Here is a 26,187-nt window from a genome sequence, read left to right on the forward strand (position 1 = left end):
ATTCATGGCGCCCTGCCCTACGCGCGATTGAGCCCTTGGGCTCTTGCGTCGAACGCATGTCGGAGACAATATATTGCAGCGCAGCGTGAACATCGCGCCGCAGCATCGCGCCTTCATCACCCGGACGAATTCCATGACCTCCTCCAGCACGGGAGCGGCTGTCGCGCGCCCAGCAGGATCGCTTGCCGCGCCGGCTCAACGCACCAGCCTCGTTCTGTTCGCATTGGCGATGGGTGGCTTCGCCATCGGGACGGCCGAATTCGCGGTCATGAGCCTGCTGCCCTATTTCTCAGTCGGCCTCGGCGTCGACGGGCCGACCGCCGGGCACGTGATCAGCGCCTATGCGCTCGGCGTCGTTGCCGGCGCCCCCGTCATCGCAGTGCTCGCGGCAAAACTCTCGCGGCGGACGCTGCTGATCGGGCTGATGGCGGCCTTCGCCATCACCAACGGCTTGAGCGCGCTTGCTCCCACCTATGGCTGGATGCTCGTCTTCCGCTTTCTCAGCGGCCTGCCGCACGGCGCCTATTTCGGCGTCGCAGCCCTGGTCGCCGCCTCGCTGGTGCCGAAGAACCGGCGTTCGCAGGCGGTCGCCCGCGTCATGCTGGGGCTGACGATCTCCACCATTCTCGGCGTGCCCCTCGCCAACTGGCTGGGCCTCGCGCTCGGCTGGCGCTGGGGCTTTGGCGTCGTTGCGGCCCTGGCCCTCCTCACCGTCATTCTGGTCGCGGCGTTCGCACCGAAGGACAGGCCGCAGCCCGGGGCGAGCCCGCTGCGCGAACTCGGCGCGCTTCGGCACAGGCAAGTCTGGCTGACGCTGGCGATCGGCGCGATCGGCTTCGGCCGCATGTTCGCGGTCTACACCTATGTCGCCTCGACACTGATGGAGGTCACGCATGTCGCGCCGGGCATGGTGCCGGTCGTGCTCGCCATCTTCGGGCTCGGCATGACCGTTGGCACGATCGTCAGTGCCTGGGCGGCGGACCGGGCCCTGATGCCGTCGGTCGGTGGCATCCTGCTCTGGAGCGCGGCCTCGCTCGCCCTGTTTCCGCTCGCCGCCGGCAATATCTGGACCGTCTCGATCGTGGTCTTCATGATCGGCTGTGGCGGCGGCCTTGGCACGCCTCTGCAAACCCGGTTGATGGATGTCGCGGAGGACGCGCAAACCCTCGCTGCCGCGTTGAACCACAGCGCCTTCAACCTCGCCAATGCGCTCGGCCCCCTGCTCGCCGGCATGGCGATTGCCTCCGGCTATGGCTGGACCTCGACGGGCTGGGTCGGCAGCGCGCTCGCGCTCGGTGGCTTCGCGATCTGGCTGCTGACGCTGTGGGACATGCAGGCCAGCGAGGCAGGCAGGGCAGCGCTCGCCCCGGGCGAATAGCGTCTCCAATAAGCCCCTGCCAAGCGTCCCGTCAGCGGGACGCTGGCGCTGCGATCAGACTCATGGCCGCAGGAATGGCCGCCCGCCCCTCGTCGAGGCGGTCGGTCAGGACATAGTACCAGTTGAAGCCGATATAGAGCGCGAGCCGCGTCTCGATCTCGCTTTCGGCAATCTCGCCTCGCCCGGCCGCAGCGGTGAAGAGCTTGCTCAGGTGGAGTGTCCGCTTCGGCAGGAATTTCAGGCGCAGGGCGTCGAGAGCGGCGCTGTTCGATTGGGCTTCGGCGATGAGGGCGCGAAAGGTCCGGCCTGATGGCGTTGCCGACCAGAAGTCCCAGAGCCCCTCGGTATAGGCGACCAGGTCCCCCGTCAGGTCCCCCGTCATCGGCTGCGTCAGCATAGACGCCTTCTCGGCGTCATAGACGTCCATGAGCAGATCGGCGCGCGTCTTCCACCACCGATAGATCGTCGGCTTGCCGGCACCCGCGCGCCGGGAGACGGCGTCGATCGAGAAACCCGCATAGCCCCCTTCAGCCAGCACGGCGCGGGCCGCGGCGAGAATCGCAGCCTCAGAGGCCGGACTGCGCTTGGCCCCAATCGAGGCGCGCCGTGGCGTGGGCTGATCGATCCCGCTCATGAGTGACGACGCGACTCCTTTATGTCATCCGCCTCTTGCATAACGAAACGGGCTGTGCATATCAATATATCGAAACGGTACGTTTCGTTTTGGAGAAGAGCATGTCTCAATCGTCATCACTCCCCGGCATCCTCGCCAGGCTTCGCTTCCTGGGCACGCTCATGGTCGGCGCCTATCTTCTCATCAACGCCCTGCTGAGCCTGCTTGCTCCCCTGACGGCCGGCTGGTCGACCTGGTCGGTCACCGCGCTGGCCGTGCCGCCCATGGTGCTCGGCATGGTCTATCTCGTCATACCGATCGCGCGTCGCGGCACGGCCTAGCCACGTCCATGCGGCGCTGGCGTGTCCGATTCTGTCGCTCACTCGACAGAATCGGCCGCCGATGGAGCTGATTCCAACACGAACCGGTCGTCTCGGCAGATTTACCCTCGCTGGAACGAGGGAGAACGACCATGGATGCAATCGCGCTCGAGCAGCAGGTCTGTGCCGCCAACTACGCGCCACTGCCGATCATGCTCTCACATGGCGAGGGTGTCTGGCTGACCGATACCTCCGGGGTGAAACGGCTCGACATGATGAGCGGCTATTCGGCCGTCAGCCTGGGCCACGGTCACCCGCGTATTCTCAAGGTCCTGAGCGAACAGGCGCGCAAGCTCGCGGTGACGAGCCGGGCCTTCCACTGCGAACCTCTCGGCCCCTTCCTCGAGAAGCTCTGCGCCGTATCGGGCCAGGACATGGCGCTGCCGATGAACACCGGCGCCGAGGCGGTCGAAACCGCCATCAAGGCGGCACGGCGCTGGGGCTACCGGGTCAAGGATATCGCCAGGGATCAGGCCGAGATCATCGTCGCCGCGGGTAATTTCCACGGGCGTACCACGACGATCGTCGGCTTCTCCTCCGAGAACAGCTATCGCGACGGTTTCGGCCCCTTCGCACCGGGCTTCGTGACGGTGCCCTTCGGTGATTCAGCGGCCGTCGAGGCGGCGATCACCCCCCGCACCGCCGCCATCATGATCGAGCCGATCCAGGGAGAGGCGGGCATCGTCATGCCGCCTGCGGGCTATCTCAAGCGGTTGCGCGAACTCTGCGACCGCCACAACGTCCTGCTGATCCTCGACGAGATCCAGTCCGGGCTCGGACGCACCGGGCGCTGGTTCGCGCATCAGCATGAGGGCATCCGAGCGGACGGCCTGATCGTCGGCAAGGCGCTTGGCGGCGGTGTCTATCCCGTCTCGGCCTTCCTTGCCTCTCGGGATGTCATGCGCCTGTTCGAGCCCGGCTCGCATGGCTCGACCTTCGGCGGMAACGCGCTCGCCGCCGCGATCGGGCTGGAGTCGCTCAAGATCATCGAGGAAGAGCGGCTGGTGCAGCGCTCCGCCGAACAGGGCGCTCACATGAAGCAGCGCCTTGCCGCGATGACCCGCGGTATCGCGCGGGACGTCCGGGGAGCCGGTCTGTGGATCGGCGTCGATATCGATCCGGCAGTGGGTTCCGCCAAGGCGCTCGTCAAGGCACTGGCCAGCGCCGGCGTGCTGACCAAGGAAACGCACGAGACGGTCATCCGATTCGCCCCGCCGCTGACGATCAGCCGGGCGGAACTGGACTGGGGACTCGACCGCTGCGAGGCAGTCTTTGCCGCGTTTGGCGGACAGCGCAGGGCCAGCGCAGCCTGAGCACGGTGTCGAAGCGCGCAGGCACAATCCGCGCGGAATCAGACAGGGGCATAAACAATCAATAAAATCAATGATTTGCGCTGCCTCCCCTTTAAGCGGCTTCGCTCAGAAAAGCTGCATGCCCCCACTTGCGGGCAGGGCACAGGATCGCACAATCTGTAAGCACAAGCCGGACACGGGAACTCGAAACGCCCGGCCGGTCAAACCTGTGGGAGGTACCATGAAAGGTTTCGTTCGTTTGATCGCCGCCGCTGTGCTGACGGCTGCCGGCGCCACTGGCGTCCTGGCCCAGGCAAAGGAGTGGAAGGAGATCCGGATCGGCACCGAAGGCGCCTATCCCCCCTTCAACAATCTCAACGCCAAGAAGGAACTCGAAGGCTTCGAGATCGACTACGCGAACATGCTTTGCGAGAAGATGAAGGTGAAATGCACCTGGGTGGTCCAGGACTGGGACGGCATCATCCCGGCGCTGCTCGCCAATAAATACGACATCATCATCGCCGGCATGAACGCCACCGATGAGCGCAAGAAGCAGGTCGACTTCACCGCGGTCTACACCAAGACCCCGATCTGGGCGATCAGCGCCAAGTCGGCTGGAACCGACATCTCGCCGGCAGCCCTGAAGGGCAAGGCCATCGGCACGCAGGGCTCGACCATCCACGCCAACTTCCTCGAGAAGTTCTACAAGGATTCGACCATCCGCCTGTACCCGACCCAGGAAGAGGCGAATCTCGACCTGGCGAATGGGCGGCTCGACTACATCATCGCCGACTCGCTCTCGCTCGAGGACTTCCTCAATGGCAAGGGCAAGGATTGCTGCAAGAAGGCGGCCGACGTTCCGCGTGACGCCACCATCCACGGCCCCGGCACGGCCGGCGCGGTGCGCAAGGCCGATGTTGAACTGAAGGCGATGTGGGACAAGGCGATCGCCGAATCGATCGCCGACGGCTCGCACAAGAAGATCCAGGACAAGTGGTTCAAGTTCCCTATCCTGTGACAATAGCCGGCTGACCGAACCCCGTCGGCGTGCCTCGCGCGCCGGCGGTGGTCCATTTCCCTCCCCTCGCCGGCTTATCCATGTTCGACAAACTCGCACTGCTCGGTTTCGGCGACGGCGGCTGGGGCCTCGCCCTGCTCCAGGGCGCCGGGATCACCATCGCAATCGCGCTGGCAACCCTGCCTTTCGGCCTGCTGCTGGGCCTGATCGTCGCGCTCGGCAAGCGCTCCGAGAACATTGTTCTGCGCTGGCTGGCCACGGTCTACACGACCGTTTTCCGCGGGGTGCCGGAGCTTCTGACGCTCTACATCATCTATTTCGGCATCCAGATCGTGCTGCAGAAGGCCTGGGTCTCGCTCGGCCTGCCCGGCAATTTCAGCATGCCACCCTTCGTCGCCGGCATGGTGGCGCTCGGCGTGGTGCTCTCCGCCTTCTCCAGCGAGGTCTGGGTCGGCGCCCTCAACTCGATCCAGAAGGGCCAGCGCGAGGCCGCCGCCGCGCTCGGCCTGAGCAAAGGGCAGGCCTTCCGCCTCGTGGTCTTCCCCCAGCTCATCCGGGTGGCGCTGCCCGGCTTGGGCAATAACTGGATGGTGCTGCTGAAGGAGACCTCGCTGGTCTCGGTCATCACCCTGCCCGACATCATGTTCATCACCACCCGCGCCAATGTCGCGACCAAGGAACCGTTCCTGTTCTTCGGTGCGGCGATGCTGATCTACCTGTTCTTCTCGCTGATCTCGGCCTGGGGCGTCGGGCGTCTCGAGATCCGCGCCAATCGCGGCTTTGCTGCCTTTGGTGGAGCGACGCGATGAGCTGGTGCGAATATCCGGGCTATCTCTTCGGCAGCGAGGTTTTCCAGAACTACGGCTGCCGGATGGCGAGCGGCCTGTGGGTGACCTTCGAGCTGGTCATAATCTCGGTCGCGATCGGCTTTGTGCTGGCACTCGGGCTCGCCATCGCACGGCTTTACGGGCCGCGCTGGGCCAAGGCCGCGATCAACGGCTACACCACCTTCTTCCGCGGCACGCCGCTGCTGTGCCAGCTCTTCCTGGTCTATTACGGGCTCGGCCAATTCCGGCTGTTCTGGCAGGATGTCGGGCTGTGGTGGTTCTTCCGGGAGCCGTTCTACTGCGCGCTGCTGACCTTCACCGTGAACACGGCCGCCTATCAGGCCGAAATCCTGCGCGGCGCCATCCAGTCGATCCCGCGCGGCCAGTTCGAAGGCGCCATGGCGCTCGGGCTGCATCGCTGGTCGACCTTGCGCCTTGTGATCATGCCCCAGGCGATGATCCTGGCGCTCAGGCCACTCGGCAACGAGCTGATCGTGATGATCAAGGCCAGCGCAATCGCCTCGCTCGTCACGCTGTTCGACCTCATGGGCGCGACAAGGCTCGCCTTCGCCCGGTCCTTCGATCTCACGATCTATCTCTACGCCGCGCTGATCTATCTTCTTCTGGTCGAGGTGATCCGGCGGGTCTGGGACCGGCTGGAACTCAGGCTGACGCGGCATATGGCGCTACGCTGAGCGGGGCGCGCCGCGCGCCCCCTCTCCATTCCTGACAAAGTGCCTTGGCGTCCGCGCGACTTCCCCCTACGGGTCGCGCGCGCTACAGGCCGAAGCGAAACCAGAACCTATCAGCGGAGCGGAACATGGCTAAGGTTGCCTTCCTCGGTCTCGGCGTCATGGGCTACCCCATGGCCGGCCATCTCAAGGCCAAGGGCCACGACGTCACCGTCTATAACCGCAACGCGGCCAAGGCCCAGGCCTGGGTGGCGCAGCATGGCGGCAGATCCGCCCCGACACCGGCCGAGGCGGCCAGGGGCCAGGAGATCGTCTTCGCCTGCGTCGGCAATGACGACGATCTGCGCTCCGTGACCACCGGCGAAGCCGGAGCCTTTGCGGGCATGGCGAAGGGCGCTGTCTTCGTCGACCACACCACGGCCTCGGCTGGCGTCGCCCGCGAACTCGACGCGGCCGCGAAGGCCGGCGGCTTCGGCTTCATCGATGCACCGGTCTCCGGTGGCCAGGCCGGCGCCGAGAACGGCGTGCTGACCGTGATGTGCGGCGGCGCCCCGGAAACCTATGCCCGGGTCGAGCCGGTGATCGGTGCCTTCGCGCGGATGTGTAAGCTGATGGGCCCGGCCGGCTCTGGCCAGCTCACCAAGATGGTCAACCAGATCTGCATCGCCGGACTGGTGCAGGGGCTGTCCGAGGGCATTCATTTCGCCAAGCGCGCCGGCCTCGATGTCGAGTCCATGCTGGAGGTGATTTCCAAGGGTGCCGCCGGCTCGTGGCAGATGGAGAACCGCGGCAAGACCATGAATGCCGGGAAATTCGACTTCGGCTTCGCCGTCGACTGGATGCGCAAGGACCTCGACATCGTGCTCGAGGAGGCGCGTCGCAACGGCGCCCAGCTCCCGGTCACCGCGCTGGTCGACCAGTTCTATGCCGAAGTCCAGAAGATGGGCGGCAGGCGCTGGGATACGTCCAGCCTGATTGCGCGCCTCGAGGATTGAGCGGGGCTCTCCGCGTTCACAGGACCAGCCGCGCCACCTCCTCGCGCAACACCGGCAGAAGCTCCGCCTCGAACCAGGGATTGCGCTTCAGCCAGGCGTTGTTGCGCCAGGAGGGATGCGGCAGCGGCAGCACGCGGGGGCGGCGCGGCTCCGCCAGGATCGCGCGCCAGCCCGCGACCGTGGCGGAGAGATTGGCGCCCGCCTTCGCGCCGAGATGCCAGGCCTGCGCATAGCGGCCGATGGCGAGCACGAGCTCGACCTGCGGCATCGCCGCAAGCACGCGTGAGCGCCAGATCGGTGCGCATTCGCGGCGCGGCGGCAGATCCCCGCCCTGCGCGTCGAGCCCCGGGAAGCAATGGCCCATCGGCACGACCGCGACCCTGGCTGCGTCGTAGAACGCCGCTTCGTCGAGCCCGAGCCATTGCCGCAGCCGGACACCGGACGGATCGGTGAACGGCTTGCCGCTGGCATGGACGCGGGTGCCCGGCGCCTGGCCGGCAATGCAGAGCCTGGCCGTCGGCGAGGCCTGGATCACCGGGCGCGGCTCATGCGGAAGCGGCGGCTGGAAGCGCGGCTCGTCGCGACAGATGCGGCAGGCAGCCAGTTCCTGCAGCACCGCGGCGAGCGTTTCCGATGGGCGCTCCCGATCCGACTTCATCGCGCCGCCAGACGGGACGGCTCCCCGCGCCGCTGCGAGATCAGGCCGTCGCAGGTCCAGATCTTGGCGCTGGTCGCATAGCCATGCGGGTCACCCGCTTCGATGGTGGCGATGCCGTTGATGCGGCCGCTCGGCCGGTTGCGCAGGACATAGAGGCCTCCGCTGCGCTCGACCGTGAAGCAATAGGTGCGACGCTGCTCGGGCGGTCCGTAGTAATAGCAGACCGCGTCCGGTGTGGTCGTCCAGCAGGCGTCGCGGTTCGGCACGTGCCGGTTATGTCCGCTCGCCCGGCCGTCGGCGTGATGGTACTCGCTGAACGGCATGCCGTTATTGTAGCGGCCGCTGACGGTATTGCCTTCGAAGACACGGCGGATGTCCTCGCCGCTCAGGCGCTCCGCGGCCGTCACCGGAGAGTTGGCGGCGGCCTGAAGCATGAGCGCGGCCGCAAGGAGCAGCAGACGCATCATCGCGAGGCAAGCCTGCGCCGTGACATCGGGACCTCAGGTGCCCGCGAGATCAGGCCGTCGCAATACCAGGGCTCCCCCTTGTCGGAATGCCCGCGCGGATTGCCGGGCTCGATCGTGGCAAGAGCATTGATCTGCCCGTTCGAGACATTGCGCAGGACATAGAGCCGATCCGTCAGCTCGACCGTGAAGCAATGCACCGTGCGGTCGCTGGGAGGGCCATAGTAGTAGCAGACCTGATCCTCCTTCGTGATCCAGCAGGCATCCTTGTTCGGCTGCCAGCCATTATGGCCGAGTGCGCGGCCATCCGGCTCATGATACTCGGTGAAGAACCCGCCATTGGTGTAGCGGCCGCTCACCGTGTTGCCCTCGAAGGCTCGCTTGATCGCCTCGCCGTTCAGCCGTTCGGCCGCGACGGAGGGCTGGACCAGCACCAGCAGCGCCAGAATGGCGAAGACCGGTCGCATCAGGCCTTCCAGCTTGGCCGCGCAGACACTTCGTCATGCCACCGGCGGATGTTGACGCATTCCTCAGGCAACCGAACCCGGGACGGCTTCATGAAGTCGACGGCGATGCCTCCAGTGATATCGGCCACCGTGAACCGATCCCCGGACAGGAAGCGGCTACCCGCGAGCTGGAGCTCCATGATCAGGAGGTGGTCATCGATCTGCTCGCGGCTGGCCTCGGCCCATTCCGGCACCTGATGCTCGAGCTCCGCCATCGAYGGGTGGCTGTGCCGGAAGACAGACATGACACTGCTGAACAGGCCCAGCTCGACGCGCCGGTTCCACATCTCGATCTGCGCCTGTTCCTTGGCATCCCCACCGAAGAGCACGGGTTGGGGATGCAGGCTTTCGAGATAGCGGCAGATCGCAATCGTCTCGGCAAGCGCCGTTCCATCGTCGAGCATGAGCACCGGCAGGCGCTTCAGCGGGTTGATGCGGGCGAATTCGGGCGTGAGGTGTTCCTTCCGGGTGATATCGACCGGCACGAGCTCCGGCAGGGGAACGCCCTTCTCTGCGAAGAAGATGCGGACCCGCCGCGGATTGGGCGCGCGCCCGCCATCATAGAGCTTCATCGTCAACCTCATCGGAAACCGCGTGCGAACCCGACCATGGCGGAGGTCCGGCGGTCAACCATTTCAAACCCATTCGTGATGGCGCAGCCATGCGCGCTAGAGTCGCCCTGCGTCCGTTCGGACGCAGGATCGGCGATCCAGCTCCTTGCTTAAGCATCGGATTTTCCGAAAACCGGATTCCACTTTTCGGTCCAATGCTCTACCGCGGATGAGCCTTGCGCCACGCCTCCGGCCGCTCGAACTGCAGCGCCCAGATGCCGCGCCCGGCGGCTCGCGCCTCGTCTTCCTCGCTGCGATAATCACCATAGGCGACGGCATGGCCCTGCCGCACCATCGCGGCGTTGATATCGGTCTCGCCCTGCCTGCAGCGTGCGAGGCCGCGGCCGTAGCGATCGACCCGGCCGATGTCGCAGGTGACGAGACCGCGCCCGATCAGCGCCAGCAGGGCACGGCGGGCGGCACGGCCGCAATCCACATCCCTGCCCGCGCTGTCGCGACAGCTCTGGCGGAATTCCGGGGCATCGATGCCTTCGAGCCTGAGCTCTTCGCCATTCAGCCGCAGCGAATCGCCATCGATCGCCTGGGCGGCTCCGGCAAGCATGCGGGCGGGGCCAAGCTTGTATTGCAGGACAGCGCCGGCAATCGCCAGCAGGCCGAGCAGCCCGAGTGCGACGACCAGATCGACCGGGCGGCTGACGCGGCGCCAGCCGAAAGGTCCATACCGAGATCGTCCGAATCCGAAGCGCGCCATCAGTAAGAGCTTAACGATTTCGAGACCATAATGGCGAGCCGGGCGTGCAGGGTCTGCCGCCGGAAGAGGTACATGCGTTCCGATTATGGCGGAAGTGACGGCCGAACAGATCCAGCGAGGGCGCGGTCCCGACCCTACGGCGTTGGCGCGGCGCAAGCTCGTCACGCGCGAGGTCAAGTCCGTGCGCGAGCGGCTGACCTCGACGACCGGCCTCGAACGCGCCTTCGACTACGAATTGCTGCGGGTCTTCGCCCAGTATCGGATGCACGGCTCGGTCGGCGCGCTGGTCCTGGCGTTGTGCATCGCGACCGCCGCTTGCCTCTGGGTCCCGGCTTACCAGGTCACCACCTGGCTCGGCATCGTCATCCTGGCCTCGGCGGTCATGGTCCTGCTTTGCCGCCGCTTCCTGGCGCAGCCGGCCGGCGAGGTGAATATTCGGCGCTGGCGCCGCCTGCTGCCGGCGGCGGAAGCCTTTCACGGCCTGTCCTGGACGCTGATCCTCGTCCTGTTCGCGCAGGTCGACGGACCGGGCGCCAAGGTCTTCGTGATGACGACGCTGCTCGTCGTCAGCGCGCTGACCGTGATGCTGGCGGCGACGATCCCGCTTGCGGTGTATTCCGGGCTGGGGCCGGTCACCATCGGCATCACGCTGTTCTTCTGGGGCCGCTCCGACATCGACAGCGTCACCATGGCGCTGATGGCGGCATCGGCCCAGCTCTTCTTCATCTTCCTCGCCCACCGGCTCTATTCGAGTTCGGTCGCAACCATCGAGTTCCGCGCCGAGAAGGACGCGCTGATCGCCGAGCTCGAGACTGCGACCGCGAATTCCGACGAGGCGCGCCGCAAGGCCGAAGAGGCCAACCTCGCCAAATCCCGCTTCCTCGCCACGATGAGCCATGAGCTGCGGACGCCGCTCAATGCCATTCTCGGCTTCTCCGAGGTGATGAAGAACGAGATCTTCGGCGTTCACGCCAACCCGGCCTACAAGGAATATTCGGGCGACATCCACGGCTCGGGCCAGCATCTGCTCAACCTGATCAACGAGATTCTCGATCTCTCGCGGATCGAGGCCGGCAAATACGCGCTGAACGAGGAGGCCCTCAGCCTGGCAGGCGTGGTCGACGAATGCCGGCACATGCTGAAGCTGCGCGCCAAGGCCAAGGGGCAAACGATCCGCGAGGCGGCCGAGCCCGATCTGCCGAAGGTCTGGGCGGACGAGCGCGCGATCCGGCAGGCGGTGCTCAACATCCTGTCCAACGCGATCAAATTCACGCCGCAGGGCGGCGACATCACCATCAAGGTCGGCTGGACGGCGAATGGCGGACAATATGTCTCGGTCACGGACACCGGGCCGGGCATTCCCGAGGATGAAATCCCGATCGTGCTGCAGACCTTCGGGCGCGGTTCGCTCGCCATCAAGACCGCCGAACAGGGCTCCGGCCTGGGGCTACCGATCGTGAAGGGGCTGCTCGATCTCCATAATGGCGGCTTCCATCTGAAATCCAGGCCGCGCGCCGGCACGGAAGTGACGATCACCCTGCCGCCCGAGCGCGTGATGGACACGCTGGCGGCGCTGCCCGAGCCGGCACGATCGGCGGCTTAGGCGCGCGCACGGGATGCGCTCGCCAGAGCGGAGTTCCGATCGGATGGAACGAGGCCGCCGAGACTGCCCGGTTCCATCACGCAGATCGCCGGAACGGCCTCCCCGCTCGCGAAGGGAGAGAGAATGAGCGCTGCCATGGCGCGCGATCCGCCACGCTGCCGGGGCAGGCGGTGGGGCATATCTGAGGGGCTGCCGCGCCAACCGTGACAGCATCCGAAGCGATCACTTTGACGCTCCCGGCAAGTCCAGCAGTCACCGCTCGCCCAGCTGGCTTCAAGTAGAAAATCGATACCGCAACCGCCCATTAAGGATTAAAATGGCGGCTACGCCCTTGTTTCACGGCKGGTAGGAGGGAATGACGGCTCGCGGCGCCCATGGCCGTTGGAGCTCCCCTCGAGCGATACAGAGCTTCATACGGCAAGCGCAGCGGACGGCACCCCACAGCTGTCACGCGTGGATTTCGCGGTGCGAGCCATCAAGCGTGAAACACCGGAGAAAGTGCCTTGAAGTAAAGGGAGGGCGCCATGCCCATCCAGATCCCGAGTGATTTCCGCCGCGTGATCGTCGCTGCATCGGTGGGGAATGTCATCGAATGGTATGACTTCTACATATTCGGCAGCCTGGCCGCCATTCTGTCGGTCAAGTTCTTCGAGCAGAGTCATCCGGTCGCGGCATTACTGAGCACGATCGCGCTGTTTACCGCCGGTTTCCTGATCCGTCCGCTGGGAGCATTCCTCTTCGGATGGATGGGCGATCGGGTCGGCCGCAAATACACCTTCCTCGTTACGCTCAGCGGAATGGGGCTGGGCACCGGGGCGATCGGGTTGATCCCGACCTACGACTCCATCGGTCTGACTGCCGMATTCATTCTCTTCGGTTTGCGGATCATCCAGGGCCTGTGCCTGGGTGGCGAATATGGCGGCGCCATCACCTATGTCGCCGAGCATGTTCCGGACGAGCGCCGCGGCTACTACACGGGCTGGCTGCAAACCTCCCCGACGCTCGGGATCGTGGTGTCGCTCATCGTGATCATCGCGACCCGCACCTATTTCGGCGAGGCGACGTTCAAAGCATGGGCTTGGCGCGTTCCATTCTTGATATCCTTCCTTCTGGTCGCCGTCGCAATCTACATCCGGCTCCAGCTCCAGGAGACGCCGATCTTCGAGGCGATCAAGGCCAGGGGACAGATGACCAGGAACCCCTGGAAGGAAGCCTTTCTCAGCTCCAACATCAAATATGTCGGGATCGCCACCCTCGTGCTGATCGGACAGGGAGTGGTCTGGTACAGCGGCCAGTTCTGGGCGTTGTATTTCCTGCAGCAGGTTTCAAAGCTGGACCCGCTGACCTCGTCCTACATCGTGGGAGCAGCGCTGCTCCTCGCAACCCCGAGCTTGATCTTCTTCGGCTGGCTATCCGACATCATCGGCCGCAAGCCAGTGATMCYGGGCGGCATGCTGCTCGCCGCGATCACGTACTATCCGCTGTACCTGTGGCTGGGAACGGTCACGCGACCCGGCAATGTCCACTTTCCGACCGCGATCTTCATCATCTTCATCCTCGTTTGCTATGTCGGGATGGTGTACGGGCCGGTCGGGGCCTTCCTCGCCGAATACTTCCCCGCCAGGATCCGGTACACGTCGGTATCGGTTCCCTATCACATCGGAAATGGCTGGGGTGGTGGATTGGTGCCATTCATCACGTCGGCGGCCTTCGCGGCGACCGGGAGCGTCGGCTACGCGTTGATCTACCCGATCGCCGTCCCGGCCGTGTGCTTCGTGCTCTGCCTCTTCCTGATGCCGGAAACGCGCCAGATCAGTATCTKGGAACCCTTCGAGACGAAGGCCGCAACCTGACGAGGTCGCGCATTTGCGGGGCTGCCCGGGCCCCGCACGGCGCGCTCAGGGCCTGAGTTCGAGACGAGCCTTGGGAGCAACGCTGCCGTCAGGCTCCCGCAGTTTCAGTCCTTCTTCGAGACCTGCGCCTGATCGAAGGTCGCCATGCCGGAATGGATGGCGGCGGCGGCCTTGACGAGGCTTGCCGCAAGCGCCGCCCCCGTGCCCTCGCCGAGCCGCATCTCGAGCGCCAGCAGCGGCTGCTTGCCGAGCCGGAGCAGCGCTTCGCGATGGGCGCCCTCGGCAGAGAGATGGCCGGCAAGGCAATGGTCGATCGAGGACGGTTCGATGGCATGCAGGACGGCAGCGGCGGCAGTGACGACATAGCCGTCGAGGATCACCGGGATGCGCTGCAGCCGGGCGGCGATGATCGCGCCGCAAATGGCTGCGATCTCGCGACCGCCGAGGCGGCGCAGCACTTCCAGCGGGTCGCCCAGATGCGCGGCGTGGAAAGCGAGGCCCGCTTCGACAGCGGCAATCTTGCGATTCAGACCGTCATCGTCGACGCCGGTGCCGCGCCCGCACCACATCGCAGCGCCGCCGCCATAGAGCGCCGCGTAGATCGCAGCCGCTGACGTGGTGTTGCCGATGCCCATCTCGCCGAGGCAGAGCAGATCGGCCCCGCCGGCAAGCGCCTCCATGCCGAAGGCCATGGTCGCGACGCAGGCCTTCTCGTCGAGCGCATCACCTTGCGTGAAATCGCCGGTCGGCAGGTCGAGGGCCAGGTCAAAGACCTTGAAGCCGAGATCGAAGGCCGCGCAGATCTGGTTGATCGCAGCGCCGCCGGCGGCAAAATTCTCCAGCATCTGGCGCGTTACCGCCTGCGGATAGGCCGAGACGCCCTGCGCCACGACACCGTGATTCCCGGCGAAGACGCAAACCAGCGGCCGGTCGACGCGCGGGGGCGCCTTGCCTTGCCAGGCTGCAAGCCATTCGGCGATCTCCTCCATGCGGCCGAGGCTGCCGGCGGGCTTGGTAAGATCCTTGTCTCGGGCCCGCACAGCATTGGCGGCACCCATATCGGGGCCGGGCATGTTGGCGATGAGATTGCGGATGTCGTCGAAGGGAAGGCCGGAAGCGGGCATCGCTGGATGTCTCGCGAAAGATGGAATCGGGCGGGATGCGGCGTGGCCGCCGGGTTGCCGCTGCTGCTATAGGCTTGGACGGCGGAAGACAATCGAGGATACCGAGACCGCATGGCCGACGCCCCTCTCGACATCTCGGAGTTGCCGGCCGGCCGGCCGCATTGGCCGGGCTGGCTGATCGCGACTGCGATCTGCATCCGTTTCTATTCGCGTCTTCCGGTGCCGCGCCTGCCCGGCGAGGATTCAGCGCATGGCCTGCCGGATTTCAGGCTGGTGCCGCGCGCCGTACCGCTGGCTGCGCTCGTCATCGCTTTGCCCGCAACGCTTGTCCTCCTAGCTGCTGGCGCGGCCGGCATCAGCCCGCCGCTGGCAGCAGCGCTTGCCGTCACGGTCGCGGCACTGACGACGGGTGCTTTCCACGAGGACGGCCTTGCCGACACCGCCGACGGGCTGTTCGGAGGGCATACGCCGGAACGGCGGCTGGAGATCATGAAGGACAGCCGCGTCGGCACCTTCGGGGCGATGGCGCTGGGGCTCTCCCTGCTGCTGCGGGTGACGGCACTTGCGGCCATTCTCCAGGCGCTCGGATCTCTGGCTGCAGCCGCCGCGCTGCTGATCGCGGCGCCATGGTCGCGCGCCACTGCGCTCTATCTGCTCGCCACCGAGCCCCCTGCCCGGAGCTCCGGCGCCTCGGCTGCGGTTGGCCAGCCCACCGCCGCAACGGCCTGGACAGCGCTGGCGCTTTCGGTCGCGTTCGCCGTCGCAGGGACACTGGCCACCGGGCTGCCGGGTACGGGCCTTGCGCTTGGCCTGGCGCTATCCGTGCTCGTCCTGGCGGGGCTCGCCCGGCTCGGCCGCCGCCTGATCGGCGGCCAGACCGGCGATATTCTGGGTGCAGCACAGCAACTCGCCGAGATCGCGCTCACCTGCGGCTTCGCCTTCGCGCTGGGCTCTGCCTGGCAATGAGCGGCGCCTCCAGCCCCTGCGTGCAGATCTGTGTGATCGACCCCGTATCGCGGCTCTGTGAAGGCTGCCTGCGAACGCTTCAGGAGATCGCCGACTGGTCGCGGCTGAGCGAGCCCGAGCGGCTGGCCATCATGGCCGAATTGTCTCGCCGCAAGATTCCGTCGGACCGGTCGAGCCAGCCGACAGGCTAGACCATCGGCTTTCCCGAGAACCGCAATCCACTTTTCGGGCCGGTGCTTTAAGCCTCGGCTTCGCGCCCCAGCCGCTGCAAGGCATCGCCGGTCAGCCGATAGAAGATCTTGTCGGGATGCGGCGCAGCCCCGAGCGCCTCGTAGAAGCCCCTCAGGCCAAGATCATCGCGCGCCGCCGTCCAGTCGATGCGCTGGAAGCCGCGTTCGAGCGCCAGCCGCGCCAGCCCCCGCATCAGCGCCTTCCCCGAACCGCTGCCGCGCGCGGACGCCGCGACATAGAGCTCCTTGAGGAAGAAGCCAGGCTGGAGGCCTGGCCCGGGATAGATCGCAGCGACGGCGGCAAAGCCGGTGATCGTGGCGTGCTCCACCGCCAGCAGGATCTCGGTGCCGGCGGGTCGATCGCGAAGCCCTGCCAGAATGGCCTCGGGCGCAGGGCACGGCACCGCGTAGTGGCCCTGCATCTCCACGAGCACGGCCATCAGCCCGGGATGGTCAGCCGGTGTCGCCAGTCGGGTCGTGACCATGCGCGCCCTCGCCCCGCATGCAGCTCGCCGGATCGATCAGAACAGCAGCGACCAGATGAAGCGGCTCGCGACGAAGAGCAGGAAGATGCCGAAGACGACCTCCAGCTTGCGCTTGGAGAGCCGATGCGCCAGCCGCGCTCCGATCGGGGCCGTCCAGATGCTGGTCGGGATGAAGAGCAGGAAGCCGATGAAGGAGACGTAGCCGAGCGAGAGCGGCGGCAAAACGTCCATCTTCGGCCAGCCGGCATAGATATAGCCCAACGCGCCCGGGATCGAGATCAGCACGCCGAGGCCCKAGGAGGTCGCCACGGCCTGATGGATCGGTCGGCCATAAAACGTCATGAACAGGCTGGAGAGCTGACCGCCGCCAATGCCCATCAGCGCAGAGAGCACGCCGATGATGCCACCATAGACCGTCATCAGCCCCTTGCCCGGCATGTCATCGCCGAGCTTCCAGCGGTCCGAGGCGAAGAGCAGGCGGATCGCGCTCACCACGGCGACCGCGACGAAGATGATCTTGAACAGGTCGGGCGGCGCATAGCGCGCGATATAGCTGCCGCCCATGACGCCGAGCACGACCGGGACCGCCCAGACCTTGAGAATGTCGAGATCGACGAGCCCCTTGGCCCGGTGGGCGTTGAAGGAGCGGATCGAGGTCGGGATGATGATCGCGAGCGAGGTGCCGACGCAAAGCGGCATGCGCACCTCCTCCGGCACGCCGATGACGCGGAAGACCTCGTAGAGGATCGGCACGATGACCGCGCCGCCGCCGACGCCGAAGAGCCCGGCGAGAACACCGGTGACCGCACCGGCCAGAACCAGCGACACGGCAAGAAAGGCGAGATCGCCCAAGGGGATTCCAGCAATCATAGAAACAATCCGTTGGCGGCGGGCGGCCACCTCTGGGCGATTTTGCGCGCCGGGGCAAGGCTTGCGCGGCAAGGCCGCTATGTCTGCGGCAGTTTCGGTGATTGTATGGCCCTGGGGCGCACAGGGGACTGCCTGTCCATGCCGCTGCTGCAATCCCGCTCGCAAGCGGCAGAGGCTCGACCGGTTGCTGCAGTGTTGGCAGTGCTGAGTGCGGCCTTAAGTCTAGCCTGACAGGAAAGGACAATATTCGCACGGAGACGAAGGCCACAGGGTCGGGGGGATATCTCATCAAAAGCCACTCAGGGAGGTTAAAGATGACAGATCAACTGACTGACACGCAGCAACGCCCGGAGCTCTCACGGAGACATCTCATCGCTGCGATGGGAACCGGCGCGCTCGCCATGGCGACGAACCCAGCCCTCGCCCAGGCCCCGTCCGGCCCGGTCGGACCGCCCAGCACGATTACCAGCCCGCCCCGGGATTTCAGCCGCAACGGCGCCCCGACAACCTATTTCACCGATCCCGACGTCCTCGCGGTCGACCCGGTGTTCAACAATTATGCCCAGCCCAACAGCGCGATCCAGCGGCTCTGGACCGGCGCGCTCTGGGCCGAAGGACCGGCCTGGAACGCGCAGGGTCGCTATCTGGTCTGGAGCGACATCCCCAACAATCGGCAATTGCGCTGGCTGGAAGATGACGGACGGGTCAGCATCTTCCGCACACCGTCAGGCAACAGCAATGGCAACAGCTTCGACTTCCAGGGCCGCCAGCTCTCCTGCGAGCACCTGAACCGCCGCGTCGTGCGCTATGAGCTCGACGGGTCGGCGACCGTGCTCGCCGACAGTTTCGAGGGCAAGAAACTGAACTCGCCCAATGATATCGTTGCCCATCCCGACGGCAGCTACTGGTTCACCGATCCGCCCTATGGCGGCCAACTCTACGAGGGCGCGCCGGACGCCGCCGGAGGTCCGAGCAACCCGAGTGGGCGGCTCAATCCGCGGCTCGGCCAGCTCGCCGGCATCGGCATGGCCAAACGCGAACTGCCGACGAACTGTTATCGCATCGACCCGTCCGGCCGCATCGACCGCGTCGTCACCGAGGAACAGGTGCCGGACCCGAACGGGCTCTGCTTCTCGCCTGATTTCAAGAAGCTCTACGTTGTCTCGACCGGAAAGGGGCCGGGCGATACCGGCCCCGGCGGCAAGGGCGACATTCATGTCTTCGATGTCGGTGCCGACAACAAGCTTGGCAATCAGAAGCTCTTCTCCGATTGCATGCTCGACGGCGTGAAATGCGGGCCCGACGGGATACGCAGCGATGTCGACGGCAATCTCTGGGTCTCGAGCAATGCCGGCCGCGCCGTCGGCTATAATGGCGTGCAGGTGTTCAACCCGGCGGGCAAGCTGATCGGGCGCATCCGCCTGCCGGAGGTCTGCGGCAATATCTGTTTCGGCGGACCGAAGCGAAACCGCCTGTTCATGGCAGCGAGCCAGTCGATCTACGCGGTCTATGTCAATACGCAGGGCGCCGGGCCGGGCTGACCTCTTACCGTCTCGCGCTATTGCATCGGCCCGAAAAGTGGATTGCGGTTTTCGGAAAAGCCGATGCAAACACAAAGGGTTAGATCATCGGACCGGATACGATTTCCGGTCCGATGATCTAGCCGTCGCAGCTGCGGCAGCTAGCGCGCAACCGGAGCCGGCGCGCCGGCCTCGTGGTGCTGGTCCGGGCCGCCACCAACGCCACGCAGCATCACGACCGCAAAGAGGCCGGCAAGGACCGCAATCGCCGAACAGAGCCCCGCCGTGATGGCGAAGGAGCGTGTGAAGGCCGCACKCGCCGTCGCAAGCAGGTCTGCCCCGGCTGTCCCCGCGACCTCCTTTGCAATGGTCAATGCGCCACCGAGCGTATCACGCGCAGCAGCGGCCGCCTCCGGCGACACGCCCGACGGCACGGCCAGGCCCATCTGATAGCGATACAGCGCAGTCAGGACGCTTCCGAGGATGGCGATGCCGAGAGCGCCGCCGAACTCGGCGCTCGTTTCGGACAGGCCCGACGCCGTGCCGGCGCGCTCGGGCGGAACGCTGCCGACCACGAGATCGGTCGTCAGCGTGACGATCGGCGCGAGCCCCAGCGAGAGCAGAACCGTCCCGGCGACGATGATCATGGGGCCTTCGACATGGCTGATCCCGGCCAGCGTCGCAAAGCCCAACGCGGTCAACGTGAAGCCGCCCGCCATGACATGCGCAGGGCTCGCRCTGCCGACGATACGGGGCGCGAACATCGATCCCAGGATGAAACCAAGCGCAGAGGGCAGGGACCAGAGCCCGGCCTCCAGCGGCTTCATTCCCAGCACGAGCTGCAGATACTGACCGGTGAAGAGGAAGCTGCTGAAGGCGATGAAGAAGCCGAGGATGTTGACCGTCAGTGAAGCGCTGAAGGCCCTGGAGCGAAACAACGCCAGATCGACCAACGGTTCGGCCAGGCGCACCTGGCGGCGCAGGAAGAGGCCGGCAAGCGCCATCCCAGCCAGGATCGCCATGATGGGCAGCCAGCCCAGGCCATCCTCGGCAATCCGCTTCAACCCGTAGATCACGGCCAGCACGGAAACGAGCGACATGGCGGCGCTTGCAAGATCGAGCCTGCCGGCATTCGGGTCGCGGAATTCCGGCAGCAGCACGGGGCCGAGCAGGAGCAGCAGCACCATCACCGGCACATTGATCAGGAAGACCGAGCCCCACCAGAAATGCTCGAGCATGATGCCGCCGACCAGCGGGCCGATCGCGCCGCCCGCCGAGAAGCTGGCGATCCAGATGCCGATGGCCGCGGTCCGCTGGCGCGGATCGAGGAACATGTTGCGGATCAGGGAGAGCGTCGAGGGCGCGAGCGTCGCCCCCGCCACACCCAATGCGGCGCGCGCCGCGATCAGCGTGCCGGCGCTATTGGCGAAAGCGGCCAGGATCGATGCGAGGCCGAACGCCGCCGCACCGATCAGCAGCAGCCGGCGCCGGCCGATCCGGTCTCCCAGCGTGCCCATGGTGATCAGGCAGCCGGCGATCATGAAGCCGTAGATATCGACGATCCAGAGCAGTTGCGAGGCACTGGGCCTGAGTTCCGCGCTGAGCTGCGGCACAGCGAGATTCAGGACCGTCAGATCCATCGAATAGAGCAGGCAGGGCAGCGCGATGACGGCAAGGCCGATCCATTCGCGCCGACCGGCCTGAGGGGCTTGATCGTGCATCGTTATTGAAGGCTCCGGAGGCGTTGCCGCCCCTTGGTGATGATGTCCCTTGAGCTCGCCCGGCTCTGTCAGGAGAAGAGCTGCTCCAGCTTGACCAGCGAACCTGTCCAGCCATGCACATGGCGGCCGGCCGCGGCCTCGTCGTAGAACTGCTCGTGAAGCAGCGTCAGGATGGTGACATCCCCGTCCGGCTTGAGGGTCACCGTCACGCGTGAGACGCGCTCCGGCGTCGAGATCCAGGCCCAGCTGAAGACGAGGCGCTCATTTTCGACGACCTCGTGATACTCGCCGGACACGTGATGCAATTGACCATCACTGCCGCGCATCGAGATGCGATAATGGCCGCCGACGCGCGCATCGATCTCCGCCTTCTCGGCCCGGACATTCTCCGGCCCGAACCAGCGCGCGAGCAGTTCCGGTTGCGTCCAGGCGCGGTAGACCTCCGCCGGCGTCGCATTGAGCCGCCGCTTCATCGTCAGGCTGGGCGCGGTCTCGACCTTCTTGTCCATGATTATCCTCCGGTCGATCGATCAGGTCTTGTCGCTGGTCTTGCATGGTGGCGCGCCGCGATCAGGCTCCCGATCCTTGCGCGGGCGGTTGAAATAGGCCTCGAGCGCATCGAGTTTCTCACGCCAGAAGCGCTCGTAGCGGCGCAGCCACCCCATAGCTTCCTCCATCGGTGCGGCGTTCAGGCGGCACGATACCGTGCGGCCTGTCTTTTCCCGCGTGATCAGCCCGGCATCCGACAGCACGTCGAGATGTTTCATGATGGCCGGCAGCGTGACCGGAAAGGGTCGCGCTAGGTCACTGACCGAGACGGAATCCACCCCTTCGAGCCGCGCCAGAAGCGCCCGCCGCGTCGGGTCGGCCAAAGCGGCAAAKGTGCGGTCGAGCGACGGCTCTTGATACTTAACCATTGAGTTAAGTTTAGGCATCGATTCAGGCAGCGTCAAGCGCTCGTGACCAAGGGGCAGGAGACGCGGCTACGAGGCGCCTACTCCATCCAGCGCCACGCCGGCACACTCAATCCGGCACATAGCGCCGGGACAGTTCGTTGCGATCGTCATAGGACGCTTCAAAGATGGATGCGGCCAGGGTGGCGCGTACGTGCAGGATTCCGGCGCCGACATTCCTGAAGCCATGGCGGGCGCCTGCCGGAATCAGCACCGACTGATTGGCCGTCACGGTCCGGGTCTCGTCGCGCAGGGTGATCTCGGCCGTGCCCTCGATCACTTCGAGCACCTCCTCGACGGCGTGGAGATGCATCGGCGCGCCCAGGCCGGGCTCGCAATATTGCTCGAAGATGCAGAGCTGCCGGCTCTCGACCCGTGCCGAAACGCGCATCAGCGTCCTCACCCCGTCGCGCCAGTGTTCCTGCGGCTGAGTGGCGTGATCGAGGATATCCATGGCGCTGCCTTCTTCCGCGGTCGGAGCACGCATTCAGTCGGACACGCCGTCGCGACCGGCAATGGTCATGCAGGTCGCCGTCATCATCGCGCAGAGCCTGGCCGCGCCGTCCTTCAGCGCGAAGACTTCGGCGGTCGCGAGCGTCAGGGTGCGGCCGGCCTTGACCACCCTGCCCTTCGCCACCAGCCGTTCGCCGGCAGCAGGCGCAAGAAGATTGATCTTGAACTCGGCAGTGAGGATGCCGGTGCCCGGCGGCATCATCGTCAGCGCCGCATAGCCTGCGGCGGAATCGGCGATGGTGGCGACCGCTCCGGCATGGACGAAGCCGTGCTGCTGGGTGAGATGGGCCGAGACCGGCAGCTCGATCTCGACCTCGCCAGGAGCGACACGAGCAAGCCGGGCGCCGAGCGTCGTCATGAAGGCCTGTTTGCCGAAACTCGCCTCGATGCGCCTGACCACGTCCGCATCTGGAAGCGACTGGTCGGGCACGGTCATGGCAGACTCCTATGCAGCGGCGGCCGCCTCTTCGTAGCGCGAGACATGGGCGACAGCCGCACGCAAATCCGCCAGCCCCGCTTCGCTTCCGACGCAATGCTCGGCGAGATGGCGGCGGAACTGGCGCGCCCCCCGGCGGCCCGGGAACAGCCCGACGAGATGACGGGTGAAGGCATGCAGCCGGCCACCCTTCTCGAGATGCGTCGCGATATGCGGTTCGAGCGCCTCCAGCATGGCGAAGGCATCGTCGACCGGAGCCGCCTCGCCAAAGAGCAGCGGGTCGACCTGCAGCAGCACCTCGGGATTTTGATAGGCCTCGCGGCCGATCATCACGCCGTCGAGATGCGCCAAGTGAGCCGGCCATTCCGTGGGAGCGCGGATGCCGCCATTGATCGCCACGATCAGGTCCGGATTTGCCGCCTTCAGACGATAGGCGCGCTCATAGTCGAGCGGCGGGATCTCGCGGTTTTCTTTCGGCGACAATCCCTGCAGCCAGGCCTTTCGGGCATGCACGATAAGGGCATCGACGCCGGAGGCGCGCACGCTGGCGGTCAGGGCATCGAGCGCTGCTTCCGGATCCTGATCATCGACGCCGATGCGGCATTTGACGGTGACGGCGACGGAGACCGCCGCCTTCATCGCCGCGACGCAGTCACCGACCAGCGCGGGCTCCCGCATCAGGCAGGCGCCAAAGGCCCCGCCCTGCACGCGGTCGGAGGGACAGCCGCAGTTCAGATTGATCTCGTCATAGCCGAAATCGGCGCCGATCTTCGCGGCCTCGGCCAGCAGGGCCGGATCATTGCCGCCGAGTTGCAAGGCAACGGGCTGCTCCATCGCGTCGAAGCCGATCAGGCGCTGCCGGTCGCCGCGGATCACCGCCTGCGCCGTCACCATCTCCGTATAGAGCCGCGCCCGGCGCGACATCAGGCGATGGATGACGCGGCAATGCCGGTCCGTCCAATCCATCATCGGTGCGACGGAGAATCGATATGACTGATAGTGCTGCATTTTATCCGGACATGGGCGGCGCGTGTTGAGCTTCACGCGCCCTTATACGCGAAACCAGGCAATTTTCGACCGGTTTTGCGCATGGGATTCAGCCCGGCGATCTGCCGCGCTCAAAACTGGAAGCGGAGCAGCCGGCCCATGCGCCCGAGAGGCGGAAAGGCGGAGAGGAAGAGGACCGTCAGACGGGCGGGCCAGGACATTCTGGCAATCTGGGCAGAGTCATAACCGCGCGGATCATAGGCGGTCAGGTCATTCCTGAGCTTCAGCCCGRGAATGCGGTCTTCAAGCTCGCGCGGCTCGTCGATGCTCCATAACAGCGTGGCGCCGGTCGCCCGCACCGCGCGGTGATGGCTGACAAGCCATAATCCGAACGGGCTGAAGGCATCGAAGGCCAGTTCGCCATGCCCGAAATGCGCAACCAGCCGTTTGATCAGCCGTGGCACGGCATCCGGTCGGAGATACATCAGCAGCCCCTCCGCAATGATCATTGTCGGCCGGCCCGAAGGCACGTCATCGAGCCAACCCGACTCCGTCACCGGGGAACCGATCAGGGTGTAACCCTGTCTTTCCGGATAGAGACGCCGGCGGAGCGCGACGACGTCGGGATAGTCCAGATCGAACCAGCGTACGCTCGGGGGCGGATCGATCCGGAAGACCCGGCTGTCGAGGCCGCAGCCGAGATGCAGCACCGTCGCATCGGGATGCCGCATGATGAAATCACTGGTCCAGCCATCGAAAATATGCGCCCGCATCGCCAGCGCGATCATGTCATCCCGGCTGACGCCCAGTTTCCGGAAGTCATAGTCGATCCGGCGGACCGCGCTCGCGGCGAAGCGATCATGCAGCAGGGAATCCCGCAGGCGGCTTTCCTCGCCCTTGGCGTAGAGGGTGATGAGGAGCGTTTCCCGCTCCCTGGTCAGGGTCACTTTCTCGGACAGCAATGACTCGGGATCAGTCTGCACTGRCCGCGCCATGTTTCGGGTGGTCTGGCTGCGCACCATTGGGCGATCCCGGATCACGTTGCTGGATCGATCGGCACGGGTCTCGGACGCTCCCTGAGCCCCTGGGCCCGCCGATCAGGGCCTGTGCAGCACCTGCGTATGTGCCGGCATGACTTCGTCCTCGAACAGCTCGGGATAGTTCTGCGCAATCCGGGGCAAGGCGTTGAGGATCTCGCGCAAATGCCTGCGCATCTCGCATTCGGCTCCATCGGCGTCTCCGGCCTCGATGGCATCGAGGATCGCAGCGTGTTGCGCAACGAGCAGCGGAACCGGCGAGGCACCGGGCAGCGACAGATAGCGGACGCGGTCAGTCTGGGCGCGAGCACCTTCGACGATGCGGGCGGCGTAGTCGCAATCGACGATCTCGGCCAGGGTCTGGTGGAAATTCTCGTCGAGCACGGCAAAGGCAGCGCGATCGGCGAGGGCAGACACCTCGCGCTGACGCTCGATCAGCCAGCGCAGCCGCATCACGTCGTCCTTGGTGATCAATGCGCTGGCCGCGCGCGCAATGGCACATTCCACCGCCTCGCGCACGAAGCGGGCATTGGCGATCGCCCGCATCGAAACCTTCATCACATAGGTGCCRCGGCTCGGCAGGACCTGCACGAGACCGGCTTCGGAGAGTTTGATGAAGGCCTCACGGACCGGCTGACGGCTGACGCCGAAGCGGCCGGCGATATCTTTTTCGGAGAGCGCCTCGCCGGGCCTGAGCTGCGTGGCAATAATCGCCTGCCGCAAGGACGAAACCAGTTGCGGAGCGATCGGATCCTTAAGGCGGAGGCTGGGTTCCATCGTCATGGGCAGAGCGTCCCGCTCATCCCCCATCCGTTGGTCTATCTAGCATACCGGTATGGTGGATGTCGCCATGCCCATACGTCGCAGGGGCCCGGCCGCCCAAAGGCGGCCGGGGTCACTTCGGCATTCTATTTCTTGGCGCGGGCGACAATCTGCGTCGGGTTAACGAAGCGCAGCGCGATCACCAGCCAGATCAGCGTCGTGATCATGTAGATCACCGCCATGGCATCGATCGACTGCACGGCGCGGACGCCCGCAGCGAAGACCGCATAATAGAGGGCGACGACGAGTGTCTGGCTGGTCGGGCCTGCGGTCAGGAAGGTCAGCTCGAACATCGCGATCGTCCTGACCAGAACCAGCAGCAATGCAGCCAGAATGCCCGGCATCAGCAGGGGCAGCAGGACGTGAATGAAGAGCTTGAAGGTGTTCGCCCCGAAGACGCGGGCGGCCGCCTCGATCTTGGTGTCGATCTGCTCGATGAACGGGATCATCACCAGGATGACGAAGGGAACCGTCGGCACCAGATTGGCGAGCACGACACCCGACATGCCGCCGGCAAGACCGAGCTTGTAAAGCACCGTCGCGAGCGGGATGCCGAAGGTGATCGGGGGCACCAGCAACGGCAGCAGGAACAGCAGCATGACGAGCTTCTTGCCCGGGAAGTCCCGCCGCGCCAGCGCATAGGCGGCTGGAACGCCGAGCAGGCCCGAGAGGAACACGACCAGGAAGACGATCTGGAAGGTCACGCTCAGCACGTCGGAGAGCTGGAACTCGCTCCAGGCGGCCGAATACCAGCGCGTGGTCCAGCCGGCCGGCAGCCATGTGCCAAGCCAGCGGGTCGCGAAGGAACTGGTCACCACCGTCGCGATCATCGCGCCGAGATTGAGGATGAAGAAGCCGATGAGCGTCCAGTTGGCGGCAGCCCAGAGCTTGCTGGAGAGGCGGGTATCCTTGACCATGATC

30 protein-coding genes are annotated in these 26,187 nt (G+C 65.7%); 12 read left to right on the top strand and 18 right to left on the bottom strand.

Annotated features, from left to right (window positions below; translation table 11 throughout):
* Nucleotides 1–133 precede the first annotated feature (133 nt).
* Complete coding sequence (locus tag AC1DJT_RS03170) at nt 134–1,378, top strand: MFS transporter (protein ID WP_476769406.1); 1,245 nt, start codon at nt 134–136, stop codon at nt 1,376–1,378.
* Between the two features lie 31 nt (nt 1,379–1,409).
* On the opposite strand, the gene AC1DJT_RS03175 is transcribed toward AC1DJT_RS03170, so the two are convergent.
* Nucleotides 1,410–2,012, bottom strand: coding sequence for a TetR/AcrR family transcriptional regulator (locus AC1DJT_RS03175; protein ID WP_441489203.1), 603 nt, complete (start codon nt 2,010–2,012; stop codon nt 1,410–1,412).
* A 101-nt stretch (nt 2,013–2,113) separates the two neighbouring features.
* Between AC1DJT_RS03175 and AC1DJT_RS03180 the strand changes: the two genes are divergently transcribed.
* The 6 genes from AC1DJT_RS03180 to AC1DJT_RS03205 all read left to right on the top strand — a co-directional run bounded on the left by AC1DJT_RS03180 (nt 2,114) and on the right by AC1DJT_RS03205 (nt 7,195).
* Nucleotides 2,114–2,332 carry a hypothetical protein gene (locus AC1DJT_RS03180; protein WP_441489202.1) on the top strand — a complete coding sequence of 73 codons (219 nt, stop codon included), beginning with the start codon at nt 2,114–2,116 and terminating at the stop codon, nt 2,330–2,332.
* Between the two features lie 131 nt (nt 2,333–2,463).
* Complete coding sequence (rocD, locus tag AC1DJT_RS03185) at nt 2,464–3,684, top strand: ornithine--oxo-acid transaminase (RefSeq protein ID WP_441506575.1); 1,221 nt, start codon at nt 2,464–2,466, stop codon at nt 3,682–3,684.
* A 220-nt stretch (nt 3,685–3,904) separates the two neighbouring features.
* Nucleotides 3,905–4,681 carry a transporter substrate-binding domain-containing protein gene (locus tag AC1DJT_RS03190; RefSeq protein WP_441489200.1) on the top strand — a complete coding sequence of 259 codons (777 nt, stop codon included), beginning with the start codon at nt 3,905–3,907 and terminating at the stop codon, nt 4,679–4,681.
* 80 nt (nt 4,682–4,761) lie between these two features.
* Complete coding sequence (locus tag AC1DJT_RS03195; RefSeq protein ID WP_069877202.1) at nt 4,762–5,490, top strand: ABC transporter permease; 729 nt, start codon at nt 4,762–4,764, stop codon at nt 5,488–5,490.
* The gene (locus AC1DJT_RS03200; RefSeq protein WP_441506576.1) at nt 5,487–6,203 is read left to right on the top strand and encodes an ABC transporter permease; all 717 of its coding nucleotides are present in this window, start codon (nt 5,487–5,489) and stop codon (nt 6,201–6,203) included. The genes AC1DJT_RS03195 and AC1DJT_RS03200 overlap by 4 nt, the downstream gene beginning before the upstream one ends.
* A gap of 125 nt (nt 6,204–6,328) precedes the next feature.
* Entirely contained in the window at nt 6,329–7,195 is an 867-nt protein-coding gene (locus AC1DJT_RS03205) for an NAD(P)-dependent oxidoreductase (protein ID WP_476769402.1), read from the top strand.
* 16 nt (nt 7,196–7,211) lie between these two features.
* Here the strand turns inward: AC1DJT_RS03205 and AC1DJT_RS03210 are convergent, their stop codons facing one another.
* The 5 genes from AC1DJT_RS03210 to AC1DJT_RS03230 form a co-directional block, all read right to left on the bottom strand.
* Nucleotides 7,212–7,853 carry a uracil-DNA glycosylase family protein gene (locus AC1DJT_RS03210; RefSeq protein ID WP_441506578.1) on the bottom strand — a complete coding sequence of 214 codons (642 nt, stop codon included), beginning with the start codon at nt 7,851–7,853 and terminating at the stop codon, nt 7,212–7,214.
* Nucleotides 7,850–8,320 (bottom strand): hypothetical protein, encoded by a 471-nt coding sequence (locus AC1DJT_RS03215; protein ID WP_441506579.1) that lies wholly within the window; start codon nt 8,318–8,320, stop codon nt 7,850–7,852. Before AC1DJT_RS03215 ends, AC1DJT_RS03210 begins: the two co-directional genes overlap by 4 nt.
* Nucleotides 8,317–8,784 (bottom strand): hypothetical protein, encoded by a 468-nt coding sequence (locus AC1DJT_RS03220; protein WP_441506580.1) that lies wholly within the window; start codon nt 8,782–8,784, stop codon nt 8,317–8,319. The genes AC1DJT_RS03215 and AC1DJT_RS03220 overlap by 4 nt, the downstream gene beginning before the upstream one ends.
* Nucleotides 8,784–9,395 (bottom strand): glutathione S-transferase family protein, encoded by a 612-nt coding sequence (locus AC1DJT_RS03225; RefSeq protein ID WP_441489195.1) that lies wholly within the window; start codon nt 9,393–9,395, stop codon nt 8,784–8,786. Before AC1DJT_RS03225 ends, AC1DJT_RS03220 begins: the two co-directional genes overlap by 1 nt.
* A gap of 199 nt (nt 9,396–9,594) precedes the next feature.
* Nucleotides 9,595–10,146 (bottom strand): thermonuclease family protein, encoded by a 552-nt coding sequence (locus AC1DJT_RS03230; RefSeq protein ID WP_441489194.1) that lies wholly within the window; start codon nt 10,144–10,146, stop codon nt 9,595–9,597.
* Between the two features lie 85 nt (nt 10,147–10,231).
* Here AC1DJT_RS03230 and AC1DJT_RS03235 point away from each other — a divergent pair, with 85 nt between their 5' ends.
* Nucleotides 10,232–11,749 carry a sensor histidine kinase gene (locus tag AC1DJT_RS03235; RefSeq protein WP_441489193.1) on the top strand — a complete coding sequence of 506 codons (1,518 nt, stop codon included), beginning with the start codon at nt 10,232–10,234 and terminating at the stop codon, nt 11,747–11,749.
* A 524-nt stretch (nt 11,750–12,273) separates the two neighbouring features.
* Complete coding sequence (locus AC1DJT_RS03240; protein ID WP_476833512.1) at nt 12,274–13,602, top strand: MFS transporter; 1,329 nt, start codon at nt 12,274–12,276, stop codon at nt 13,600–13,602.
* 104 nt (nt 13,603–13,706) lie between these two features.
* Here the strand turns inward: AC1DJT_RS03240 and cobT are convergent, their stop codons facing one another.
* Nucleotides 13,707–14,726, bottom strand: coding sequence for a nicotinate-nucleotide--dimethylbenzimidazole phosphoribosyltransferase (gene cobT / locus AC1DJT_RS03245; protein ID WP_441489191.1), 1,020 nt, complete (start codon nt 14,724–14,726; stop codon nt 13,707–13,709).
* A 111-nt stretch (nt 14,727–14,837) separates the two neighbouring features.
* Between cobT and AC1DJT_RS03250 the strand changes: the two genes are divergently transcribed.
* Nucleotides 14,838–15,692, top strand: coding sequence for an adenosylcobinamide-GDP ribazoletransferase (locus AC1DJT_RS03250; RefSeq protein WP_441506582.1), 855 nt, complete (start codon nt 14,838–14,840; stop codon nt 15,690–15,692).
* A complete protein-coding gene (locus AC1DJT_RS03255; protein ID WP_441506583.1) occupies nt 15,689–15,883 on the top strand; it encodes a DUF1289 domain-containing protein in 195 nt (64 codons plus the stop codon). Before AC1DJT_RS03250 ends, AC1DJT_RS03255 begins: the two co-directional genes overlap by 4 nt.
* A 47-nt stretch (nt 15,884–15,930) precedes the next feature.
* Here the strand turns inward: AC1DJT_RS03255 and AC1DJT_RS03260 are convergent, their stop codons facing one another.
* Entirely contained in the window at nt 15,931–16,407 is a 477-nt protein-coding gene (locus AC1DJT_RS03260; protein WP_441506584.1) for a GNAT family N-acetyltransferase, read from the bottom strand.
* Between the two features lie 36 nt (nt 16,408–16,443).
* A complete protein-coding gene (locus AC1DJT_RS03265; protein ID WP_476833513.1) occupies nt 16,444–17,277 on the bottom strand; it encodes a sulfite exporter TauE/SafE family protein in 834 nt (277 codons plus the stop codon).
* A 314-nt stretch (nt 17,278–17,591) separates the two neighbouring features.
* Between AC1DJT_RS03265 and AC1DJT_RS03270 the strand changes: the two genes are divergently transcribed.
* Nucleotides 17,592–18,818 (top strand): SMP-30/gluconolactonase/LRE family protein, encoded by a 1,227-nt coding sequence (locus AC1DJT_RS03270; protein WP_441506585.1) that lies wholly within the window; start codon nt 17,592–17,594, stop codon nt 18,816–18,818.
* A gap of 140 nt (nt 18,819–18,958) precedes the next feature.
* Here the strand turns inward: AC1DJT_RS03270 and AC1DJT_RS03275 are convergent, their stop codons facing one another.
* From AC1DJT_RS03275 to AC1DJT_RS03315, 9 genes are all read right to left on the bottom strand, one after another.
* A complete protein-coding gene (locus AC1DJT_RS03275) occupies nt 18,959–20,518 on the bottom strand; it encodes an MFS transporter (RefSeq protein ID WP_476833514.1) in 1,560 nt (519 codons plus the stop codon).
* 68 nt (nt 20,519–20,586) lie between these two features.
* Nucleotides 20,587–21,027, bottom strand: a complete 441-nt coding sequence (locus AC1DJT_RS03280; RefSeq protein WP_441506587.1) for an SRPBCC family protein — start codon at nt 21,025–21,027, stop codon at nt 20,587–20,589.
* Nucleotides 21,028–21,048: 21 nt separating this feature from the next.
* Nucleotides 21,049–21,471: an ArsR/SmtB family transcription factor gene (locus tag AC1DJT_RS03285; protein WP_441506588.1), complete on the bottom strand. Its 423-nt coding sequence runs from the start codon at nt 21,469–21,471 to the stop codon at nt 21,049–21,051.
* Between the two features lie 70 nt (nt 21,472–21,541).
* Nucleotides 21,542–21,958, bottom strand: a complete 417-nt coding sequence (locus AC1DJT_RS03290) for a cupin domain-containing protein (RefSeq protein WP_476775656.1) — start codon at nt 21,956–21,958, stop codon at nt 21,542–21,544.
* A complete protein-coding gene (locus AC1DJT_RS03295) occupies nt 21,959–22,420 on the bottom strand; it encodes a PaaI family thioesterase (RefSeq protein WP_441506589.1) in 462 nt (153 codons plus the stop codon).
* A 9-nt stretch (nt 22,421–22,429) separates the two neighbouring features.
* Complete coding sequence (dusA, locus tag AC1DJT_RS03300) at nt 22,430–23,428, bottom strand: tRNA dihydrouridine(20/20a) synthase DusA (RefSeq protein WP_441506590.1); 999 nt, start codon at nt 23,426–23,428, stop codon at nt 22,430–22,432.
* Between the two features lie 110 nt (nt 23,429–23,538).
* Complete coding sequence (locus AC1DJT_RS03305; RefSeq protein WP_476833515.1) at nt 23,539–24,390, bottom strand: class I SAM-dependent methyltransferase; 852 nt, start codon at nt 24,388–24,390, stop codon at nt 23,539–23,541.
* 114 nt (nt 24,391–24,504) lie between these two features.
* On the bottom strand, nt 24,505–25,227 hold the full coding sequence (locus AC1DJT_RS03310) for a GntR family transcriptional regulator (RefSeq protein ID WP_441489178.1): 723 nt from the start codon (nt 25,225–25,227) through the stop codon (nt 24,505–24,507).
* A gap of 125 nt (nt 25,228–25,352) precedes the next feature.
* Nucleotides 25,353–26,183 carry an ABC transporter permease gene (locus tag AC1DJT_RS03315; RefSeq protein ID WP_069882107.1) on the bottom strand — a complete coding sequence of 277 codons (831 nt, stop codon included), beginning with the start codon at nt 26,181–26,183 and terminating at the stop codon, nt 25,353–25,355.
* Between the last annotated feature and the right edge of the window lie 4 nt (nt 26,184–26,187).

Source organism: Allobosea sp. 05T422_2, assembly GCF_056396265.1.

Coding starts and splice junctions, on each gene's coding strand:
- AC1DJT_RS03180 (WP_441489202.1), top strand. CDS start 2,114: ATGTCTCAATCGTCATCACTCCCCGGCATCCTCGCCAGGCTTCGCTTC.
- AC1DJT_RS03190 (WP_441489200.1), top strand. CDS start 3,905: ATGAAAGGTTTCGTTCGTTTGATCGCCGCCGCTGTGCTGACGGCTGCC.
- AC1DJT_RS03195 (WP_069877202.1), top strand. CDS start 4,762: ATGTTCGACAAACTCGCACTGCTCGGTTTCGGCGACGGCGGCTGGGGC.
- AC1DJT_RS03215 (WP_441506579.1), bottom strand. CDS start 8,320: ATGATGCGTCTGCTGCTCCTTGCGGCCGCGCTCATGCTTCAGGCCGCC.
- cobT (WP_441489191.1), bottom strand. CDS start 14,726: ATGCCCGCTTCCGGCCTTCCCTTCGACGACATCCGCAATCTCATCGCC.
- AC1DJT_RS03220 (WP_441506580.1), bottom strand. CDS start 8,784: ATGCGACCGGTCTTCGCCATTCTGGCGCTGCTGGTGCTGGTCCAGCCC.
- AC1DJT_RS03250 (WP_441506582.1), top strand. CDS start 14,838: ATGGCCGACGCCCCTCTCGACATCTCGGAGTTGCCGGCCGGCCGGCCG.
- AC1DJT_RS03315 (WP_069882107.1), bottom strand. CDS start 26,183: ATGGTCAAGGATACCCGCCTCTCCAGCAAGCTCTGGGCTGCCGCCAAC.
- AC1DJT_RS03205 (WP_476769402.1), top strand. CDS start 6,329: ATGGCTAAGGTTGCCTTCCTCGGTCTCGGCGTCATGGGCTACCCCATG.
- AC1DJT_RS03295 (WP_441506589.1), bottom strand. CDS start 22,420: ATGACCGTGCCCGACCAGTCGCTTCCAGATGCGGACGTGGTCAGGCGC.
- AC1DJT_RS03170 (WP_476769406.1), top strand. CDS start 134: ATGACCTCCTCCAGCACGGGAGCGGCTGTCGCGCGCCCAGCAGGATCG.
- AC1DJT_RS03235 (WP_441489193.1), top strand. CDS start 10,232: ATGGCGGAAGTGACGGCCGAACAGATCCAGCGAGGGCGCGGTCCCGAC.
- AC1DJT_RS03290 (WP_476775656.1), bottom strand. CDS start 21,958: ATGCGTGCTCCGACCGCGGAAGAAGGCAGCGCCATGGATATCCTCGAT.
- AC1DJT_RS03255 (WP_441506583.1), top strand. CDS start 15,689: ATGAGCGGCGCCTCCAGCCCCTGCGTGCAGATCTGTGTGATCGACCCC.
- dusA (WP_441506590.1), bottom strand. CDS start 23,428: ATGCAGCACTATCAGTCATATCGATTCTCCGTCGCACCGATGATGGAT.
- AC1DJT_RS03200 (WP_441506576.1), top strand. CDS start 5,487: ATGAGCTGGTGCGAATATCCGGGCTATCTCTTCGGCAGCGAGGTTTTC.
- AC1DJT_RS03280 (WP_441506587.1), bottom strand. CDS start 21,027: ATGGACAAGAAGGTCGAGACCGCGCCCAGCCTGACGATGAAGCGGCGG.
- AC1DJT_RS03230 (WP_441489194.1), bottom strand. CDS start 10,146: ATGGCGCGCTTCGGATTCGGACGATCTCGGTATGGACCTTTCGGCTGG.
- AC1DJT_RS03210 (WP_441506578.1), bottom strand. CDS start 7,853: ATGAAGTCGGATCGGGAGCGCCCATCGGAAACGCTCGCCGCGGTGCTG.
- AC1DJT_RS03270 (WP_441506585.1), top strand. CDS start 17,592: ATGACAGATCAACTGACTGACACGCAGCAACGCCCGGAGCTCTCACGG.
- AC1DJT_RS03175 (WP_441489203.1), bottom strand. CDS start 2,012: ATGAGCGGGATCGATCAGCCCACGCCACGGCGCGCCTCGATTGGGGCC.
- AC1DJT_RS03260 (WP_441506584.1), bottom strand. CDS start 16,407: ATGGTCACGACCCGACTGGCGACACCGGCTGACCATCCCGGGCTGATG.